Annotated in this window: 16 protein-coding genes; 14 read left to right on the top strand and 2 right to left on the bottom strand. The window is 29.7% G+C overall.

The genetic code is table 11. The features are described from left to right. Window positions 1–28: 28 nt before the first annotated feature. Window positions 29–1468, bottom strand: coding sequence for a replicative DNA helicase (locus tag AEBR_RS04480; RefSeq protein WP_129088329.1), 1440 nt, complete (start codon window positions 1466–1468; stop codon window positions 29–31). 101 nt (window positions 1469–1569) lie between these two features. Further along, window positions 1570–2637 carry a flavodoxin-dependent (E)-4-hydroxy-3-methylbut-2-enyl-diphosphate synthase gene (gene ispG, locus AEBR_RS04475; RefSeq protein WP_129088330.1) on the bottom strand — a complete coding sequence of 356 codons (1068 nt, stop codon included), beginning with the start codon at window positions 2635–2637 and terminating at the stop codon, window positions 1570–1572. 293 nt (window positions 2638–2930) lie between these two features. Between ispG and AEBR_RS04470 the strand changes: the two genes are divergently transcribed. The 14 genes from AEBR_RS04470 (at window position 2931) to AEBR_RS04405 (ending at window position 19297) form a co-directional block, all read left to right on the top strand. After that, complete coding sequence (locus AEBR_RS04470; protein ID WP_164969531.1) at window positions 2931–5015, top strand: ATP-binding protein; 2085 nt, start codon at window positions 2931–2933, stop codon at window positions 5013–5015. A gap of 84 nt (window positions 5016–5099) precedes the next feature. Beyond that, a complete protein-coding gene (locus AEBR_RS04465; RefSeq protein ID WP_129088332.1) occupies window positions 5100–5828 on the top strand; it encodes a CvpA family protein in 729 nt (242 codons plus the stop codon). A 21-nt stretch (window positions 5829–5849) separates the two neighbouring features. Further along, a complete protein-coding gene (lysS, locus tag AEBR_RS04460) occupies window positions 5850–7367 on the top strand; it encodes a lysine--tRNA ligase (RefSeq protein ID WP_420370932.1) in 1518 nt (505 codons plus the stop codon). Window positions 7368–7392: 25 nt separating this feature from the next. Continuing rightward, window positions 7393–8655: a serine hydroxymethyltransferase gene (locus AEBR_RS04455; protein WP_172658850.1), complete on the top strand. Its 1263-nt coding sequence runs from the start codon at window positions 7393–7395 to the stop codon at window positions 8653–8655. Between the two features lie 33 nt (window positions 8656–8688). Then, window positions 8689–9606 (top strand): SPOR domain-containing protein, encoded by a 918-nt coding sequence (locus AEBR_RS04450; protein WP_129087582.1) that lies wholly within the window; start codon window positions 8689–8691, stop codon window positions 9604–9606. Between the two features lie 15 nt (window positions 9607–9621). Then, the gene (locus tag AEBR_RS04445; protein WP_129087581.1) at window positions 9622–11034 is read left to right on the top strand and encodes an anthranilate synthase component I family protein; all 1413 of its coding nucleotides are present in this window, start codon (window positions 9622–9624) and stop codon (window positions 11032–11034) included. 10 nt (window positions 11035–11044) lie between these two features. Continuing rightward, window positions 11045–11821, top strand: a complete 777-nt coding sequence (locus AEBR_RS04440) for a pyridoxine 5'-phosphate synthase (RefSeq protein WP_129087580.1) — start codon at window positions 11045–11047, stop codon at window positions 11819–11821. After that, window positions 11821–12753: a 4-hydroxythreonine-4-phosphate dehydrogenase gene (gene pdxA, locus AEBR_RS04435; protein WP_129087579.1), complete on the top strand. Its 933-nt coding sequence runs from the start codon at window positions 11821–11823 to the stop codon at window positions 12751–12753. Before AEBR_RS04440 ends, pdxA begins: the two co-directional genes overlap by 1 nt. Then, window positions 12750–13817: an ATP-binding protein gene (locus tag AEBR_RS04430; protein WP_129087578.1), complete on the top strand. Its 1068-nt coding sequence runs from the start codon at window positions 12750–12752 to the stop codon at window positions 13815–13817. The genes pdxA and AEBR_RS04430 overlap by 4 nt, the downstream gene beginning before the upstream one ends. Window positions 13818–13877: 60 nt before the next feature. Then, the gene (pyrH, locus tag AEBR_RS04425) at window positions 13878–14585 is read left to right on the top strand and encodes a UMP kinase (protein ID WP_128981783.1); all 708 of its coding nucleotides are present in this window, start codon (window positions 13878–13880) and stop codon (window positions 14583–14585) included. 16 nt (window positions 14586–14601) lie between these two features. After that, on the top strand, window positions 14602–14817 hold the full coding sequence (locus AEBR_RS04420) for a DNA-directed RNA polymerase subunit omega (RefSeq protein WP_128981781.1): 216 nt from the start codon (window positions 14602–14604) through the stop codon (window positions 14815–14817). 35 nt (window positions 14818–14852) lie between these two features. After that, window positions 14853–16994, top strand: a complete 2142-nt coding sequence (locus AEBR_RS04415) for a RelA/SpoT family protein (protein ID WP_129087577.1) — start codon at window positions 14853–14855, stop codon at window positions 16992–16994. 11 nt (window positions 16995–17005) lie between these two features. Next, window positions 17006–18214 (top strand): tyrosine--tRNA ligase, encoded by a 1209-nt coding sequence (gene tyrS, locus AEBR_RS04410; protein ID WP_128981777.1) that lies wholly within the window; start codon window positions 17006–17008, stop codon window positions 18212–18214. Window positions 18215–18223: 9 nt separating this feature from the next. Then, window positions 18224–19297, top strand: a complete 1074-nt coding sequence (locus AEBR_RS04405; protein ID WP_128981775.1) for a nitronate monooxygenase — start codon at window positions 18224–18226, stop codon at window positions 19295–19297. Window positions 19298–19364: the final 67 nt, after the last annotated feature.

Here is a 19364-nt window from a genome sequence, read left to right as displayed (position 1 = left end):
AAATTAACTTTTTTTGCTTTTTTTCCCATTATAAAATATTTGGTATCTCTATATTTGTCTCTTTATTAGTATCAGCAATTGATTCAAAAACAACCTCAATTGGGGCATCATTTGCATTCTCTTTATCAATAAATCTTGTAAACTGTTTTTGGAAATCAAGTTTTACAGTACCTATTGGACCGTTTCTTTGTTTACCAATAATAATTTCAGCCTCTTCAACAGGTTTATTTACGAATTTTGATTTATACTCTTCACCCTTATCAGATGCCTCTTTCTCTTTTCTTGCCTCTTCTCTCTCTTTGTACACATCATCTCTATAAACAAACATAATAATATCTGCATCTTGTTCTATTGCTCCAGATTCTCTTAAGTCACTTAACATTGGTCTTTTATCTGGTCTATTTTCAAGTCCCCTATTTAACTGAGAAAGGGCAATAATTGGTATTTTCATCTCCCTTGCAAGCATTTTTAAACCCCTTGAAATATCTGATACTTCTTGGTGTCTATCTTTATTTCCAACCCCTTGCATAAGTTGAAGATAATCTATAATAACCATTGAGATTTTATTCTCTTCATTTTGAGCAAGTTTTCTAACTCTAGCTCTTAATTGATTAATATTAACACTTCCTCCATCATCCACAAAGAGTTTTTTTCTATTTAAATCTTCAAAGGCTCCATTTAGATTTGACCATTGATTATCATCTAAATCACCTTTTCTAAGATTTTGTAAAGGGATAGAGGTTTTAGCAGCAAGCATCCTTAACATAAGTTGTTCTGCTGGCATCTCCAGAGAAAAGAAGATTACACCTTTTCCTGCTTCAACATTTTTAAGGCACATATTTAAAACTAATGCTGTTTTTCCCATTGCTGGACGGGCTGCAATAATTACTAAATCCCCTTGGTTAAATCCAGTTGTTCTTTTATCTAAATCATAAAATCCTGTGGTTTCACCAATTAGGTGTTTATTTCCCAACTCTTTCATTTTTTTAATATATGAAAGGGTATCTCCTGTTACAACTTCCATATTTTTTAGCTCTGAAGTTGCACTATCTGTTGAGATTTTGTAAAGCTCCCCTTGCACTACATCTAAAGCATCATTTGCACTTGTTTCATCTTCTAGAGCAACTTTTTTAATAGTTGTTGCTAAGTTAGCAAGTTCTCTTTTAACTGCACCATCTTTTATCTCTCGTACATATGCTAAAGTATTTGTAATTGGGTTTGCAGACAAGATTTCTAATAATATTGAGTCATCAACATCTTTTGAATCAACTCTTTTTCTAATAAACTCTTCATCAATTGGCATATCTGAACTATGAAGTTTTACCATTACATCAAAAATCTTTTGGTGCGCAGGCAGATAAAAATCTTTTGGTTTTAAAACCCCTAAAACATCTTCAATCTCTTCGGGATTAAAAAGAATTGAGCTTAAAACAGCTCTTTCAATATTTACACTATATATACTATCCATCTACTCTCCATACACGTACCAATTAAAAAGTATTATTTTATATTTTTTTGAGGGTTAAATTGTAGCTAAATTTATTTTATAAGTGGTTGTAAGCAGAAGCTTTAGCTATTTTTTTTAGCCTCAGCTTCTACCTCTTCTAAAAATCTATCAAGTAGTTCTTCTGTTGGAAGTTTTGCTATAGTTTCACCTTTTTTTATAATAAGACCAACACCCTTCCCATAAGCTATTGCCACATCTGCTGCTTTAGCTTCACCAAGAGCATTTACTACACATCCCATAACTGAAACATTAAGTGGAGTTTTAATATGTTTTGTTCTTTGTTCAACTTGCGCTACTGCACTTACTAAATCTGCTTCAATTCTTCCACAAGTAGGACAAGAGATAATATTAAGTCCCTCTTTTGTAAGTCCAGCATCTTTTAAAATAGCCCTACCTACTTCAATCTCTTTTTCAAGCTCTCCTGTAATAGAGACTCTTAAAGTATCACCTATTCCATCTAAAAGCAAACTTCCTAATGCAATTGAAGATTTAATAGTTGAGTGAAACAAAGTTCCAGCTTCTGTAACTCCTAAATGAAAAGGATAATTATTCATAGGTCTTAAAAGCCTATAAGCTTCTACTGTTCTTTGAACATCACTTGCTTTTAAAGAGATTTTAATATCTTCAAATCCTAAATCTTCCAAAAATTTTATATTATAATCAGCGCTCTCAACCATACCTTTGGCTGTTTGTCCATATTTATCTTCAAATTGAGATTCCAAAGAACCACAGTTTACTCCAATTCTAATTGGTAAATTTCTTTGTTTGCAAGCCTTTACAACCTCTGCAACTCTTTGTTTATTACCAATATTCCCTGGATTGATTCTAATACAGTCAACAACTTCTGCCGCAATAAGAGCTAATTTATGATTAAAGTGAATATCTGCAACAATTGGCAAAGAGCTTTGTGCTTTTATCTCTTTTAATGCATTTGCTGCTTCAATATCAGGAACAGCAACTCTTACTATATCAGCACCTGCAAAATGCAATGCTTTTATTTGCTCAACTGTTGTATCTACATCTGAAGTTTTGCTATATGTCATAGATTGTACTGAAATTGGTGCATCACCACCAATTGCCACATTCCCTACATATATCTTTTTTGTTGGATATCTATTTATATTTTTCATAGGTGGATTTTATCCAAAAAATATTAATTATTCGTAAAAAATTTTTACTATTTTACTCTTTTATTTTCAATAGTTTTTTTCAAGGCTACTCTTTAATTTATCAAAAAATAAATAATTTTTATATATAATAAAATATAAATTAAATTTGGATTTTGATGTTTAAAAATAGATTTTTGATAAATTTTATAGTCTTCTCGATTATCTCCCTTGTGATTTATGTTTCATCTGCCTTTTATATACAATCTGAGGAGAAAAAGCAGCTAAATCAAAAATATACAAATATCTCCATCTCCATGAAAAATGATATTGCTAACCTTATTTCAGAGAAAAAAAATGCTACTTTAGCAATGGCAATTTCCATCTCAAGAAATAAAAATATAATTAATTCACTTCTATCAAATAATAATTCAAATTTAAAATTTGAAGAGTTTTCAAAGGAGTTAAAAGAGAATACAAAATTTAAAAATGTTTGGTTTCAAATAATTAATAAAAATGGAAATAGTTTTTATAGAAGTTGGACAAATAAGACTGATGACTCATTGGTTTTTAGAGATAATGTAAATATTGTATTAAAAGAGAAAAAAAACTTAGCCACAATTAGTATTGGAAAATTTGATATGACTTTTAAATCAATGATTCCAATTATTCACAATAATGAAGCAATAGGTGTTTTTGAAATAATTACCCACTTTAACTCAATATCAAAAACCTTGGAAAAAACCAAAATTGATTCTATTGTTTTAGCAGATGAAAAGTACAAAGATAAAATAATTTACCCTTTTACAAAAATGTTTTTAGAGGATTATTATATTGCAAATTTAAATGCAAAACCCTCTTTAATTGATTTTATAAAAAAAGAGGGAGTAAAAAGAATATTAAATGAAGAGAAATTTTTAATTATCGAAGATAAACTTATTACTACTTTTAAAATTAATGAATACAAAAATCAAATAGGATATGTAATCTTAGTAAAAAATCTAAATGAGATTGATCTTTTAGATGTGAAAAATTTCAAAAGAAACTCTAGACTTTTTGTTCTTCTTATAATATTTTTTATTGGTCTTTTATATACAATTATCTCATACTATATCTATTTAAATAGTATTAAAAAACTAAATATTGAACTGCAAAATAATTTTGATGAAATAAAAAAACAAGAGGAAAAAAATCAAATTATTCTTGATTCTCAAAAAAATATCATAGTAATTACTGATGGACGTATAATTAAAAATTCAAATAAACAATTACTTGATTTCTTTAACTTCAATAGTTTGGATAGTTTTCAAAATAGATACAAATGTATTTGTGAAACTTTTATTGATATGTATGATGATACCTATATTGTTGACAAGGATTATGGTGGTAAAAATTGGGCTGAACATATTTTGGCAAATCCAGATATTAAATTTAAAGCTGCAATATTAAAAGATAGTAAACTTTATCATTTTACTTTAAATGTAAACTCCACAATATTTGACAATGAAACTATTCCCTATATTATTGTAACACTAACTGATATTACCCATGAGATTGAACAACAAGAAAAATTGATGAGATTAAATGATAGTTTAGAAGACTTAGTTGAACTAAAAACAAAAGAGTTATTAGAACTTAATGAATCCTTAGAAAAAAGAGTTGAAGAGGAAACACAAAAAAATAAAGAGAAAGATAGGATGCTTTTCCAACAAAGTAAAATGGCTGCAATGGGTGAGATGTTAAGTAATATTGCCCATCAATGGAGACAACCATTAACCTCTATCTCTACAGCTATTAGTTCTTTAAAACTACAAAAAGATTTAGATTTACTTGATGATAAACATTTTGATTCAACTTGTGAGATGATACTTAAAAACTCAGAATATCTTTCACAAACTATTGAAGATTTTAAAAACTTCTTTAAAAAAGAGAAGAGTAAAACAAACTTTTCACTTCTTAAATCTATACTTGAAAACTTCTCTTTGTTAAAAGACAAGTTTAAACATAGCCAAATAGAGTTAATTGTTAATATTGATAAAGATATTAAAATATTTGGTTTTAAAAATGAGTTTCAGCAGGCAATTTTAAATATTTTGAATAACTCTTCGGATGCCTTTGATTCACAAGACAGCAATAAAAGAAGAGTTGTTTTAATTGAATATATTGACAATATTTTATATATAAAAGATAGTGCAGGAGGGATTCCTGAAGATATAATATGTAGAATTTTTGAGCCCTATTTTACTACAAAACATCAAAGCCAAGGGACAGGCATTGGTCTTTATATGACAAGAGAAATTTTGACAAAACATATGAACTATATTTTAGAGGTTAATAACTGTAGTTTTTCTCTTGAAAATGAGAAATTCTATGGTGCTTGTTTTAAAATCAATTTTATCTAAAACTTTTTTTGGATATGAACCCTATTAAACTTTTATTTTGATAAACTAAGATATAATTGCGCCATACTATATATAAGGAATTAAATGCAAAGTTTTACTGGTTTTGATATAGTAATTGTAAGTTTAACTGTTTTAATTGGTCTTAAGGGACTCTTCAGAGGTTTCACAAGAGAAGTATTTGGTTTAGTAGGAATTATTGGTGGTATATTTGTAGCATCAAGACTCTCACTTGAAATTGGAACAAAAATAGCACCTCTTTTATCTTTAGAGAATAATGCAACAATCAAATTAGTTGGTTTTATTGTTGGACTTGTTGGTTTTTGGGCAATTGTTTATGTTTTGGGAATTGTTATAAGTAAAATTTTTTCAATGAGTGGACTTGGGGTTTTTGATAGAATTTTAGGATTTGTTTTTGGAAGTGCAAAGATGTTTTTTATCTTCTCTATTATTGCTTACTCTTTATACCAAATCCAATCTTTTAAAGATTTAATGGTTGACAAAACAGCAAATTCTACTACATTTCCACTTCTTATTAAAACTGGAAGTTTTATAGTAAAACTTGATGCTTCTGATTTTGTTAAAAAAGTTGAAGATAGTGTATCAACAGAAGAGAAAATGGAAGAAGATCCAGATTTAACTGAGAAAAAATCTATTACTAATGAGATTAAACAGACAGTAAAAGATTTAAAAGATGCAACAGTTGAATCTACAAATGCAGTAATTCAAAGTGCTAAAAAAGGCGTTGTAGAAGAGCTAACTAAATCAAATGATAGCGAAGAGACACCAAGCAATACAGAAACAAAAGCAGAATAAAATTTAAAAAGGAAATTAATATTGTTTGAAAATAAATTTATACAACAAAGAATAGAAAAAGCAAATTTATTAAGAGAAAAAGGTATTAATCCATATTCAAATGAATCACATAGAAATACCACTATTTCAAAATACTTAAATGTAAATAGTGACCTTTTTCAAACTGAAGAAAAAAGAGATGAAAATAGAAATTATACAGTAACTGGTAGAATTAAATTTTTTAGACTTATGGGAAAAGCTTCATTTTTAAAAATTGAAGATGAGAGTGGAGTTTTACAAATATATGTAGCAAGAGACAATCTTCCTGAAGATTTTTATAATGAAATTTTTAAGAAATTTGTTGATATTGGAGATATTGTAGAAGTTAGTGGATACCCATTTATTACAAATAAAGGTGAATTATCACTACATGTATCAGATTTAACTATTTTAACAAAAGCTATTTCGCCACTTCCAGAAAAATATCATGGAATTCAAGATAAAGAGCTAAGATATAGACAAAGATATCTAGATTTAATTATGAATAGTGAAGTTAGAAAAACTTTTCAAATTAGATCAAAAGTTATCTCACTTACAAGAAGATTTTTTGAATCAAAAGGTTTCTTAGAGGTTGAAACTCCAATGATGCACCCAATTGCAGGTGGGGCAAATGCAAAACCTTTTGTTACTCATCACAATGCACTAGATGTAGATAGATACCTTAGAATCGCACCAGAGTTATATCTTAAAAGATTAATAGTTGGTGGATTTGAAGCAGTTTTTGAAATCAATAGAAACTTTAGAAATGAGGGTATGGATGCAACACACAATCCAGAGTTTACCTCTATAGAATTTTATTGGGCATATAAAACATATAAAGACTTAATAGCTCTAACAAAAGAGTATTTTGAGTACCTATTTGATCATTTAGATTTACCAACCCTTCTTCCTTATGGGGAAAATAAAATTGATTTTTCTAAATTTAGTGAAATTCCTTTAATTGAATCATTATCTACAATTGGTGGTGTTCCTGAAGAGATTACTCAAGACAAAGATAAAATTATTGCATTTTTAAGACAAAACAATCTTGAAGTAAATGAAGGGATGAATTTAGGTCAACTTCAAGGGGAACTTTTTGATGAGTTTGTTGAAGCTAAACTTATTAATCCAACTTTTATTACAGAGTATCCAGTTGAGATTTCACCACTTGCTAGAAGAAGTGATGAAAAACCACATTTGACAGATAGATTTGAACTATTTATTGCAGGGAAAGAGATTGCAAATGCCTTTAGTGAGTTAAATGATCCACTTGATCAATTACAAAGATTTGAAGCACAAATGGCTGCAAAAGATAGCGGCGATGATGAAGCACATGAGATGGATGAGGATTTTGTAAATGCCTTATCTTATGGTATGGCTCCAACAGCTGGTCAAGGTATTGGTATTGATAGATTAGTAATGATGCTTACAAATGAGCACTCAATAAGAGATGTGTTGCTATTCCCAGCAATGAAACCAGTGAAATCAGAAGTGAATTTACTTGATAACGAAGAAGAATAATTAATAATAACCAGGAGATAATAGAATGAGTTTTATTTCAGATGCAACATTAGAAGAAGCAGATAAAGAGATTTTTGATTTAGTAGAGGCTGAAAAAGAGAGACAAACAGACCACTTAGAGATGATAGCAAGTGAGAACTTCACAAGCCCAGCAGTAATGCAAACAATGGGATCAGTATTTACAAATAAATATGCAGAAGGATATCCATATAAAAGATATTATGGTGGATGTGAATTTGCAGATAAAGCTGAACAATTAGCTATTGATAGAGCATGTGAAATATTTGGTTGTAAATATGCAAATGTTCAACCTCACTCAGGAAGTCAAGCAAATGGTGCAGTTTATGCAGCACTTATTAAAGCAGGAGATAAAATTCTAGGTATGGATCTAAGCCATGGTGGACACTTAACTCATGGATCAAAACCAAGCTTTTCTGGTAAAAACTATCAAGCATTCTATTATGGAGTTGAATTAGATGGTAGAATCAATTATGATAAAGTTTTAGAGATTGCTAAAATTGTTCAACCAAAAATTATTGTTTGTGGAGCTTCTGCTTATCCTAGAGAGATTGATTTTAAAAGATTTAGAGAGATAGCTGATGAAGTTGGAGCATACCTGTTTGCAGATATAGCACATATTGCAGGATTAGTTGCAGCAAATGAACATCCAAGCCCATTTCCTTATGCACATGTAGTTACAACTACAACTCATAAAACATTAAGAGGACCAAGAGGTGGTATGATTTTATGTGATGATGAAGAGATTGCAAAAAAAATAAACTCTGCAATTTTTCCAGGGATTCAAGGTGGACCACTTGTTCATGTAATAGCAGCAAAAGCTGTTGCATTTAAAGAAGTACTTGATCCAAAATGGAAAGAGTATGCAAAACAAGTTAAAGCAAATGCACAAGTTTTAGCAAAAGTTATGGTTTCAAGAGGTTATGATATAGTTTCAGAAGGAACAGATAATCACCTTATTCTTGTATCATTTTTAAATAAAGATTTTTCAGGTAAAGATGCAGATGCAGCATTAGGGAATGCAGGGATAACAGTAAATAAAAATACAGTTCCAGGAGAAACAAGAAGTCCATTTATTACTTCAGGTATTAGAATAGGATCTCCAGCATTAACTGCAAGAGGGATGAAAGAGAAAGAGTTTGAGATTATTGCAAACAAAATTTGTGATGTTTTAGATGATATAAACAACACACAATTACAAGAGAATATTAAACAAGAATTAAAAGAGTTAGCTAGAGGTTTTGTAATTTACACTAAATCAACATACTAAAAGTTTATAACTTAAAAGTATCAAGGATTACTTATGGAAATTAGAGGCGAAGATTTTATAAAAAAAGTTCAGTTACAACAAGAGAGAAATGAGATAGAACAAAGATTAAATGAGATAAAAAATAGTGAATCTCTTTTTGATGAACAAACAAGACAAAGACCAGCTCAACAACAATCAGAATTTGATAGGGAGATTGAGATTCAAGAGGAGAGAGAGTATAGTGATATTATGCTAGGTAAAGCAGGTTCAAATGAAAAAAGTAAGAAAAGATATCTTATTTTAGGGCTTATACTAGTTATACTCTTTTTATTGACAATTATTATAATTCGCCTTGTTACAAATGATTCTACTTCAAATGATTCATTTACAAAAAATGGTACTGCTACAAATGAGACTAGCACTGAGGGTGAAAATATTGAGGATCAGTACCAAAAAATTATAAATGAAAAACTAAAAAATATAAAAGAAGAGAAAGAGAAAGAGGCTCAAATAGAAGATAAAATAAATGAGAATCTTAATCTTTCAAAAATTGAAGAAAAAGAGCTTGTTGAAGAGAAACCTGAGGTTAAACCTGATGTTTTTAAAGTTAAAGATGAGATAAAACCAGCTGAACCAGTTGCTCCTGTAGTAAAAAAAGTTGAAGAGAACAAACCTGTAGTAAAAAAAGCTGAACCTGTTAAACAAACAGCTCCTATATCAAACAGTATTACAACAAAACCAAAAGGAACTTTTGTTCAAATTGGTGCGTTTTCAAAAATGCCTACAGCTAAATATTTAACAAACATTTCTAGCAAAGGTTTTTCATATAAAATATATAAGGTTTCAATTAACAACAAAATATTCCATAAAGTCTTAATTGGCCCTTATAATTCAAGAACACTTGCAAAAAGTGCTTCAGAAAATATTAAAAAAGAGTTAAATGTTTCAGGGGCATTTATACTAACATACTAATAAGGTAAAGATTAGATGGATTTTTTTTCAAAAGAGCTTTTTCTAGATCAGTTTACTCCGGTATCTATCTACGAAAAAGTTAAAAGTTTATACAAAAATGAGATAACATTCTTATATGAAAGTACTATTAATTCAGCTGAAGGAAACTACTCATATATAGTTATTGGTGATCGAGAGCGAGTTTGGTACAACAATGGAAAATGTTTTTATAAAAACGAAGCAGAAGAAGTAACAGAAGTTGATTCAAATCCTCTTAAATTTTTACAAAATTACTATAAAAATATAGACAAAACCTTTTATAAAAATAAATCAGAAGAGTTAGGAATTGGACTTATTGATGGGTTTATTGGAAATGTTGGTTATGATATGGCTAAAGAGTTTGAGCCTGTTTTAAAAAAACATATGAATAATCTTGAAGACCAATTGGATATCCCAGATTTAGACTTAATTAGACCAAAAATTGTTTTAGGATTCTCTCACAAAACTTCTAAACTTATAATGGTTACCTCTTTAAAAAATAAAGAGGCTGATTTAGAATCAATATATCAAGAACTAACTTCTCCATATAAATTTACTCCAATTAAAAAAGCAAAAATTTTTGATGAAGGAAAATTTAACTATACAAAAGAGCAATTTTTTGAGATGGTATCAAAATCAAAAGAGATGATACGTTCTGGAGATATTTTTCAAATTTTAATGTCAAATAGATTTATACAAAAAGCTGAAGTTGATCATTTAAGTTTTTATAGAGTGCTAAGAAGTAAAAATCCTAGCCCTTATCTTTTCTTCTTAGAGTTTGATAATTTCTCTATTGCAGGAAGTTCTCCTGAAGTTATGGTAAGACTTGTTGACGAACATATTTTACTAAGACCAATTGCAGGAACTAGAAAAAGAGGGAAAAATCTAGATAGAGATTTAGAACTTGAAGAAGAGATGGTAAAAAATGATAAAGAGCGAGCAGAACATATTATGCTTGTTGATTTAGGAAGAAATGATGTTGGAAGAGTTGCCCTTCCTGGAACAGTAAAAGTTACAGATTTGATGCGAGTAGAAAGATACTCTCATGTAATGCATATGGTTTCAGATGTTGAAGCAAAAATTGATGGGAGCAAATATGATATGTTTGACCTTTTTGCAGCAACATTTACAGCTGGAACTATGACAGGAGCTCCAAAAATTAGGGCAATGGAACTAATTGCACAATTTGAAGGTATCAAAAGAAACTTCTATTCAGGAAGTGTTGCATATTTTGGTTTTGATGGAAATATGGATAGTGCCATTACAATTAGAACTACTATGCTTACAAAAGATACTGTTATTTTCCAAGCAGGAGCAGGAGTGGTTGCTGATAGTATTCCTGAAATGGAGTTCTTAGAAGTTCAAAATAAACTAGCAGCAAATATCTCAACACTAAAAGATTTATCATAAAGGAAGAATTTTGTTACTTGGAGTAAATATAGACCATATTGCCGTTTTAAGAGAAGCAAGAAAAATAAACGATCCTAATCCTTTAGATGCAATCTCAATTTGTAAACTAGCAGGTGCAAATCAGATTACTATTCATCTAAGAGAAGATAGACGACATATTCATGATGAAGATGCAAAACTTATATGTCAACTCTCACCTTTACCTGTAAATTTAGAGTGTGCAATTGATGAAAATATTATTGATACAATTTGTGAATTAAAACCTTTAAGAGCTACTTTAGTTCCTGAAAAAAGAGAAGAGGTAACTACTGAAGGTGGACTTGATTTAAAAACAAACTTTGACAAAATTAGAAAAGCTGTAAAAAAACTCCATGATAATGAAATAGAGGTCTCTTTATTTATTGACCCAGATCTAAAAATGATTGAATTAGCTTCACAATTAAATGTTGAGTGGATTGAGTTACATACAGGAAGTTTTGCAAATATCTATGCAATGTTATATAGCAATCTGGCAAATACTCACCACTGTATTAAAGAGCTTGATTTACCAAGAGAAGAGCTAAAAGAGTTACTTGTAAAAAGTAAAAAAGAGTTAAAAATTGCTTCTAAAAGAGCAAATGAATTAGATTTGAAAGTTGCAGCAGGTCATGGGTTAAACTATCAAAATGTAACTTCAATCTCTTCAATAAAGGCTATAGAAGAGTTAAATATTGGACAAAGTATTATTGCAAGATCTGTTTTTACTGGACTTGAAAAAGCAATAAAAGAGATGAAAGAGCTTCTATAATGAATAAACCAACTATAGCAATATCAATTGGTGATTTAAATGGAATTGGTATTGAAATAGCACTTAGATCCCATGAAAAGATTAAAAAATATTGTAAACCTCTATATTGTGTTAATAGGGTTATGTTAAACAAAGCTGCCAAATTACTTGAACTAGAAATTCCAGAAGATTTCAAACTTTATGAGATAAAAGGTGAATTTGATATAAAACCAGGGAAAGTTTCAAAAAAAAGTGGAAGATACTCTTATGACTCTTTTATGGAAGCAATTAATCTGGCAAATGACAAAAAAGTAAATGCCATTGTTACTCTACCAATAAACAAAGAATCTTGGAGCAAAGCAAAAATCAAATATAAGGGTCATACAGAAGTTCTAAGGGACTATTTTGGGAAAAATGCAATTATGATGCTTGGTTGTAAAAAGCTTTTTGTATCTTTATACACAGAACATATTCCACTAAAACAAGTTGCAAAATCAATTGATGAAGAGAGTCTAAGCTCTTTTTTAATTGACTTTTATAAAAGTGTGAAAGTTAAAAAAATAGGAGTTTTAGCTCTAAACCCACACGCAAGTGACAATGGTGTTTTAGGAGATGAAGAGGTAGAAATCTTTAAAGCTATAAAAAATGCAAATAGTAGTTTAAATAAAGAGATTTTTAAAGGACCACTTGTACCTGATACTGCCTTTTCAAAAGCCTCAAGAAGTAATTTTAGATATTTTGTTGCCATGTATCATGACCAAGGTTTAGCTCCACTAAAAGCTCTATACTTTGACCAAAGCGTTAATATAAGTCTAAACCTTCCAATTGTAAGAACCTCAGTTGACCATGGAACAGCTTTTGATATTGCATATGAAAAAAATAGAGCCATAAACTGTAAAAGCTATAAAAATGCAATTAAAGAGGCAGTAAATCTTCAAGAAAATAGAGTATGACATCTTTAGAGTTCTGCCATGAGCTTGAATTTAATAAAATCAATTTTATTGAAAGAAAGATAAGAATCACCCATCCAAAAACAATTTTAAGAGGCTCTCCAAGAGTTGGCAAAAGTTTTTTAATATATGACTATTTATCAAATTTTGCACCCAAAGATTATATCTACATAGACTTTCTAGATTTTAGAGTTGATAAAGAGGAGATATCTTTAGGATTAGAAGAGTATATATTTAGAAATAAAATCAAAGTAATAGTTTTAGAAAATTTCCAGTTTGATATAAAAATTCCTTTTTGTGATAGTGTTATTATAACTACAAAAATGGATAACAAAATCAAAGGTTATAAAAATCTATTTTTATGGGCATTGGATTTTGAAGAGTATCTTCTTCATGATAAAAAAAATCAAAATATCACTCAAAGTTTTAATAGTTTTTTAAAATATGGAAATCTTCCTCAAAGTGTTCAAATCAGTGAATTTAAAATATATAAAGAGTTACAAAATATTTTAAAACTTATTACTAAAGATGAAACTTCTTTAGAGATTTTGAAAACTCTTATTTTAAATATTGACGAAAAAAAATCACTAAATCAACTTTTTTTGAATCTTAAAACTAAGATGAAAATCTCAAAAGATAAATTTTATGAAGAGTGCAAAACTTTTGAAGAAGAAAATATTATTTATTTTTTACCAAAATATAATCAAAGCAAAGCAAACAGAAAAATATTTCTTTATAATGGGGCATTTTTTGATGCAATCACCCATAAAAAGAAGTTTAAAAATGAATTAACAAATATTATTTTTCAAGAATTAAAAAATAAGTTTAAAGAGATTTATTATCTAGATTATATAGATTTTTTTATTCCTGAAAAAAATCTTGCAATTATCTCTATCCCTTTTTTCAACTCTGTTTTGATGCAATCTCAACTAAAAAAAATAAAAAAAATTGCACTTGATTATAAGATAGAAGAAGTGAACATAGTAACTGTTTCAAATAGTGAAGTTATAAATTCAAATGATATTAAAATAAGTGTACTTCCATTCTATGAATGGGCTCTAAGTTAATTTTATCAACTTTTTTTTAGGATTTTTTAGATAAAATCGCACAATTACAAAAGGACACAAATGAGAAAGAGAGTACTTGTAAAATTTTCTGGTGAAGCCCTTGCTGGTCCAGAAGGGTATGGTATTGATACCCAAATCTTAGATTATATAGGTAATGAAATAAAAGAGTTAATTGATAACAATATTGAAGTTGGTATTGTTATTGGTGGAGGAAATATCATCAGAGGTGTTACAGCTGCAGCTGATGGTGTTATTAAAAGAACAAGTGCTGACTATATGGGAATGTTAGCAACAGTTATAAATGGTGTTGCTATGCAAGAGGCTTTAGAACATAAAGGACTTTCTGCTAGACTTCAAACTGCAATAAAAATGGAACAAATTGCTGAACCTTATATTGTTAGAAGAGCAACTAGACACTTACAAAAAGGAAGAGTTGTTATATTTAGTGCTGGTACAGGGAACCCTTACTTTACAACTGACACTGCTGCAACTTTAAGAGCAACAGAAATTGATGCTTGTATGTTAATCAAAGCAACTAAAGTTGATGGTGTTTATGATAAAGACCCAATGAAATATCCAGATGCAGTTAAATTAGATGTTATTACTTATGATCAAGCTTTAGAAGATCATATTAAAGTAATGGATGATACAGCAATTGCGTTAGCAAAAGACAACAAACTTCCAATAGTTGTAGCTAATATGAGTGAAAAAGGTAATCTACTAAAAATAATCAATGGTGATTTAAGTAGATGTTCAATAGTAAAATAAATATTAAGGAAAACCAATGAGATTAGAAGAGAGAATGTCACAAGCTTTGAAAAAAGTAAATAACGATAGGTATATTTTAGCAATTGCAGTGGGACAAAGAGCAGATGAATTAAGTAAAGGTGCAAAACCTCTTTTAGATAAAAATACACAAAATATGAAATATACAGATATTGCAATTGATGAAATTGCAACTGGAGTTCTAAAAATCGAAGGTTTGGTTTCTAAAGAGTAATAAAGCCTTAAAGCTTTATTACCTTAGGTACACTTATGGATCCATTTATTCAAAAAGTCCAAAGTATTAATACTTTGGATGATGCTATAGCACTACTTCACCACGAAACAAGAGTTAGCCCAAAACTTGAAGAGATAATTGACTTTGCAATAAAGGCACATGAAGGTCAATTTAGAAAGAGTGGTGAACCTTACGTTATTCACCCAATTTTAGTTGCAACTGTTGTCTCACACTTCTCAACTGCTGAAGATGTAATTGCTTCTGCATTACTTCATGATGTGGTGGAAGATACAAAATACTCTTTAGAGTTTGTTAGAGATAAATGGGGAGATGGTGTTGCCCATTTGGTTGATGGATTAACAAAAATTGATGCAATAAGGGAACATGAGCTTATTCCATCGGATTCTGACAAAAGAATCATCTCTTCAGCAATGACTTTTAGAAAAATGCTTATTGCTTCAATTGATGATGTAAGAGTTTTAATAGTAAAACTTTGTGATAGATTACACAATATGCTTACCCTTTCAGCTCTTCCTGAAAACAAACAACAAAGAATAGCGGAAGAGACTCTTGTAGTTTATGTACCAATTGCTCACAGGCTTGGGATATCAACAGTTAAAAATACTTTGGAAGATTTAGCATTTTCATATATTTACCCAAATGAGTATAAAAAGATTGATGATTTTATGGTAGAACATCAACATGCAATGCAACTATCTTTTAATAAATTTATCTCTTCAACAAAAAAAGTTTTAGAGAAAAATGGTTTTGATTTAAACCAAGTACAAATCTACAGCAGAATTAAACACTACTACTCAATATATTTAAAAATGCAAAGAAAAGGTGTAACTATAGATGAGATTTTAGACCTTTTAGCAATTAGGATTTTAGTTCCTGAAGATATTGATTGTTATAAAGTTCTAGGATTTTTACACTTGGAGTATAAACCTCTAATATCTAGATTTAAAGATTATGTGGCAACACCAAAAGAGAACGGGTACCAAACTATCCATACAACAGTATTTTATAACTCAAAAATCTATGAAGTTCAAATTAGAACTTTTGAGATGAACAAAGTTGCAGAGTATGGTATTGCAGCACACTGGAAATATAAAAGCGGTTTAAAACATCAACCAAATTTGAACTGGCTAAAATCATTAGAGTACTCAAATGATAATGTAGAAGAGTTTTACCAAGATACAAAAGATGATTTATACGCTGAAGAGATAGTTGTATATTCACCACATGGAGACACTTTTAATCTCCCAAGAGGTTCAACCGCTTATGATTTTGCCTATGCAGTTCACACAGATGTTGGTAAAAATGCCATTGAGTGTTATATAAACAAAATTAAAAAGCCTCTTTTAACAGAACTTCATAGTTCAGATATAGTTTCAATAAAAACTGTTGATTATGCAATTCCTAGATGTTCATGGCTAGATTTAGTAAAAACAAATAGGGCAAAAAAGCAGATAAGACTTCTTTGTTCTCAAAGAATCAAAGAGATTGATGAACTAACAGGAAGAAATATAATAAATACTGTTTTTTCTAAATATATGGATAATGTAACCTCTATATACAAATTTGACTCACTTTTTAAAGTGCCTCAAATTATTGATTATTTCAAACATGTAAAGCATGAAATTGAAAAAAAGATAATTGAAGATAGAGGTTTTGTAGCAAGATTTAAAATCTACACCACAAAAATAAAGAAATTTAAATTTGATAATATGATTTTATATTCAAATTTTAGTATTAATTCTGTATCATTTGACCACTGTTGTCACCCTAAATTTGGCGATGAAATAGTAGCTTTTAGAGATGGAAACAAAGCTGTTATTCACCATAAGATGTGTGACAAAGCTTATAAAAAAATTATGAGCAATGAACAAATGCTTCTTTGTAAATGGACAAAAGATACACTCTACCAATATAAAATGGTTGTAAGCCTCCCAAATACCAAAGGCGAGCTTGCAAGATTGTTATCATATATGAGTCAATATGAAGGATATATATTATCAGTTGACTATGGTAGGGAGAGACACTCATATAGACAATATTGTGATATTGAGTTTGAAATAAATATTGCAAATGTTGAAGAGGTTAGAAAAATTATAGAGAAAAAAGCAAAAGTTATAGAGTTTTTCTCAAAAAAAGATGCATACACTAAAAAATAAGAGAGAAGAGAATGGAAGAGAGAGTAAAAGAAGCCCTTGCAGAGATTCAAAGAGGAACTGCAGAAATTATTGATATTGAAAGAATAGAGATATTAATTAAAAACTATTATGAAAAGGGTGAAAATTTTTATGTAAAAGCTGGATTTGATCCAACTGCTCCAGATTTACACTTAGGACATACAGTACTTATTCAAAAAATGGCAACTTTCCAAAAATTTGGTGGAATAGTTCAGTTTTTAATTGGGGATTTTACTGCAACAATTGGTGATCCTACAGGAAAAAGTGAAACAAGAAAAGTATTAACAGAAGAACAAGTTATTGCAAATGCACAAAGTTATAAAGAACAAGTTTTCAAAATTTTAGACCCAGAAAAAACAGAAGTAAAATTTAACTCAAAATGGTTAAAAGAGTTAGGAACAGGTGGACTTATCTCATTAGCTTCACATTTAACAGTTGCAAGAATGTTAGAAAGAGATGATTTTTCAAAAAGATATGCGAGCAATACACCAATTGCTGTAAGTGAATTTACTTATCCCTTACTTCAAGGATATGATTCTGTTGCAATGGGTACAGATATAGAACTTGGTGGAACAGATCAAAAGTTTAACTTACTTATGGGAAGAACTCTACAAAAAGCGTATAATACTGGAAAACAACAAGCAGTTCTTATGATGCCAATTTTAGAAGGACTTGATGGGGTTCAAAAGATGTCAAAATCTTTAGGAAATTATATTGGTGTTACAGATGAACCAAACGATATGTTTGGGAAAACACTCTCAATTTCTGATGAATTAATGTGGAGATATTATGAACTTCTATCTTCAAAATCTTTAAAAGAGATTGAAGAGTTAAAAAATGGTGTAGAAAATGGAACTTTACACCCTAAAAAAGTAAAAGAAGCTTTAGCTATGGAGATTGTTGAGAGATTCCATGGTGAAGGTGAAGGTGAAAAAGCAAAAGCGGAATTTGAAAAAGTATTTGCAAATAAAGATATTCCTACAGATATGCCAGAGTATGAGATGGAATCTGGAATTTGGCTTTGTCAAGCTTTAGTTGATGCACAATTAGTTGGTTCAACTTCGCAAGCAAGAAGAGATATAAAAGCAAATGCAGTTAGTATAAATCAAGAAAAAGTAAATGACGAAAAACTAAATTTAGAAATAGGTGAATATATTTTACAAAAAGGTAAAAAAAGTTTCGCTAAGATAATAATAAAATAAAGGCAAAGTTTGAAAATAGGGAAATATGAAATAAAGCATCCAATTATCCAAGGTGGAATGGGAGTTGGAATTAGTTGGGACAAATTAGCTGGAACTGTTAGTCTTGAAGGGGGACTAGGAGTTATTTCTGCTGTGGGAACAGGATATTATAAAACTGAAGATTTTAATATCAAAACTAGAAAAAATAAACCCGTTGATGTAATCAACTTCTACTCAAAAGAAGCACTAACTGCAATAATAGATAATGCAAGAAAAATTTGTGGTGATGCTCCACTTGCTTGTAATGTTTTGTATGCAATAAATGACTATGGAAGAGTAGTAAAAGATGCTTGTGAAGCTGGTATAAATATGATTATTACAGGAGCTGGACTTCCTACAAATATGCCAGAATTTACAAAAGATTTCCCTGACGTTGCTTTAATCCCAATAGTTTCAAGTGCAAGAGCTTTAAAACTAATTTGTAAAAAATGGAAAAGATATAATAAACTTCCTGATGCAGTAATTGTTGAAGGTCCAAAATCAGGAGGACATCAAGGTTTTACTTATGAGCAATGTTTCCAAGAGGAGTACCAATTAGAAAATATTGTACCAGAAGTTATAGAAGAATCTAAAAATTGGGGAGATTTACCAATAATAGCTGCTGGTGGAATCTGGGACAAAAATGATATTGACAAATTTTTAGCAATGGGTTGTTCTGGTGTTCAAATGGCTACAAGATTTATTGGAACTTTTGAGTGTGATGCAGATGCACAGTTCAAAAAAGTTCTTATTGATGCAAAAGAGGAAGATATTCAACTTATGAAATCTCCTGTTGGTCTTCCAGCTAGAGGAGTTATGACTAAGCTTCAGGAATCAATGGAAGATGGAACAGCTCCTAAAGTTGCATGTGTATCAAACTGTGTGGCACCTTGTAATAGAGGACGTGAAGCAAAAATTGTAGGCTACTGTATTGCAGATAGATTAGGGGCAGCTTATAAAGGTGATTTAGATACGGGATTGTTCTTCTCTGGTTCAAATGGATATAGACTAGATAAACTTATCTCAGTTCATGAATTAATGGAAAAACTTACAAAAGGAGAATAAAATTTTAAAAAAGTTTATTCTTCTAACTCTTTTATTACACCTATCACTCTTTGCAGTTGATAACCTA

The organism is Halarcobacter ebronensis (assembly GCF_013201825.1).
Taxonomy (GTDB): domain Bacteria; phylum Campylobacterota; class Campylobacteria; order Campylobacterales; family Arcobacteraceae; genus Halarcobacter; species Halarcobacter ebronensis.
The sequence above is the reverse complement of the archived record's forward strand: the minus strand, read 5'-3'. Positions and strand labels throughout refer to the sequence as shown.

Bases quoted from the DNA above. Each gene is read 5' to 3' on its own strand.
- AEBR_RS04480 (WP_129088329.1), bottom strand. From the start codon at position 1,468: ATGGATAGTATATATAGTGTAAATATTGAAAGAGCTGTTTTAAGCTCA.
- ispG (WP_129088330.1), bottom strand. From the start codon at position 2,637: ATGAAAAATATAAATAGATATCCAACAAAAAAGATATATGTAGGGAAT.
- AEBR_RS04470 (WP_164969531.1), top strand. From the start codon at position 2,931: ATGAAAAATGATATTGCTAACCTTATTTCAGAGAAAAAAAATGCTACT.
- AEBR_RS04465 (WP_129088332.1), top strand. From the start codon at position 5,100: ATGCAAAGTTTTACTGGTTTTGATATAGTAATTGTAAGTTTAACTGTT.
- AEBR_RS04455 (WP_172658850.1), top strand. From the start codon at position 7,393: ATGAGTTTTATTTCAGATGCAACATTAGAAGAAGCAGATAAAGAGATT.
- AEBR_RS04450 (WP_129087582.1), top strand. From the start codon at position 8,689: ATGGAAATTAGAGGCGAAGATTTTATAAAAAAAGTTCAGTTACAACAA.
- AEBR_RS04445 (WP_129087581.1), top strand. From the start codon at position 9,622: ATGGATTTTTTTTCAAAAGAGCTTTTTCTAGATCAGTTTACTCCGGTA.
- pdxA (WP_129087579.1), top strand. From the start codon at position 11,821: ATGAATAAACCAACTATAGCAATATCAATTGGTGATTTAAATGGAATT.
- AEBR_RS04430 (WP_129087578.1), top strand. From the start codon at position 12,750: ATGACATCTTTAGAGTTCTGCCATGAGCTTGAATTTAATAAAATCAAT.
- pyrH (WP_128981783.1), top strand. From the start codon at position 13,878: ATGAGAAAGAGAGTACTTGTAAAATTTTCTGGTGAAGCCCTTGCTGGT.
- AEBR_RS04420 (WP_128981781.1), top strand. From the start codon at position 14,602: ATGAGATTAGAAGAGAGAATGTCACAAGCTTTGAAAAAAGTAAATAAC.
- AEBR_RS04415 (WP_129087577.1), top strand. From the start codon at position 14,853: ATGGATCCATTTATTCAAAAAGTCCAAAGTATTAATACTTTGGATGAT.
- tyrS (WP_128981777.1), top strand. From the start codon at position 17,006: ATGGAAGAGAGAGTAAAAGAAGCCCTTGCAGAGATTCAAAGAGGAACT.